Genomic DNA, 1,173 nt, shown 5'->3' with positions numbered 1-1,173 from the left:
AGGCAGGGTCGTTAAGTTCTAATGTACTTAGTCATCAGCGTAATTTTATTAGCAAAGGCCATGGTAGCGTCTTTCATTGAAAGAAACCCGCTTCTTCGAGCGATGTTCAGGGCCATGCTTTTCAATAGCGACAGGTTCTCTGGAGCCTGCCCCTTGCTGATGCCGTTGCTATCCTCCTTTAAGGTCACATCCTTCTCCCAATGCACCCGGTTCTCGATTCCCCAATGCCCCCGGATGGCCTCGGCCAGCATAGCTGCATCTGCCTTTTCACAGCTGCAAATGTAATAGCTGCTCCGCTCATAAGCCTGTCCCTGCCGCCTGCCCTGGCGCACCAGGCGAACAAACCACACCAGCCCCGGCCACTCGGCTCTTGCCTGCGCACTGGCCGGGAAGAAGTCCAGAACACGCTGCACCTCTCGCCCCCGGTTGTGCTCACTCTCCTGCCAATGCCCGGCCGCTGCCCCCTCAGCTGCTGCCTGCTGCATGGCTGCCAGCAGCTTTCGCTGGTTGCCTTTGACCTTTATAAGATAGTGCTGCCGCTGGGAGGCAATGAGCGCAACTGTTTTTTTTGACAGTGCAGCGCATCCAGCGTCAGCAGCAGGCCCCGTTGCTGCATCCTGCCTAACAGGTCCCGCACGCTCCCTATCTCGCTCTGCTTGCCGTTCTCGAATCGCTCTACCTCTTCTATCAGGCCTGTTTGCTGGCAGAAGGCACTGACCAGCACCACGAAGTTCTGCTGCTGGCTGTCATGCTCGCTCACTGTCGACCGGAGGCTTTTGCCGTCTATGCTCACGCTCCGGCCAGAGGCCTGGCCTTGTGCGCCTGCCCAGCGACGGAAGGCATCTGCCAATGCTTTGAAATCAAGGTTGATGAGCACTTGACGAATGGTCACATGGCTGGGCAACTGCTTACGGCTAAGCCCCAGGCAGGAGACTAGCTCCTGCTGGTTATGGCCTATGAAGCGCCCTATCTCCCGATAGGCGCAGTAACCGCTCATGATGCTCATCACAATCATACACAGCGTCTCGGCCAAAGGGTAGCGTCGACCTTGTGCACGACGAAAATCTGGTACTTCCCGCAAACATGACAGTAAACTAACTCCGCTCGTTTCCATCTTTACCTCCTTTTGCCAAACCATTTAGTTTACGTTAAGTAGAACTTAACGGCCCTACC

The 1,173-nt window shown here is 55.8% G+C and carries 1 pseudogene; it reads right to left on the bottom strand.

The window, feature by feature from the left end:
• Positions 1–11 precede the first annotated feature (11 nt).
• Positions 12–1,114, bottom strand: a pseudogene (locus E1919_RS27865) (ISAs1 family transposase).
• Positions 1,115–1,173: the final 59 nt, after the last annotated feature.

This window comes from Pontibacter pamirensis (genome assembly GCF_010015475.1).
GTDB lineage: Bacteria > Bacteroidota > Bacteroidia > Cytophagales > Hymenobacteraceae > Pontibacter > Pontibacter pamirensis.
This window is presented reverse-complemented; position numbering and strand designations above follow the sequence as displayed.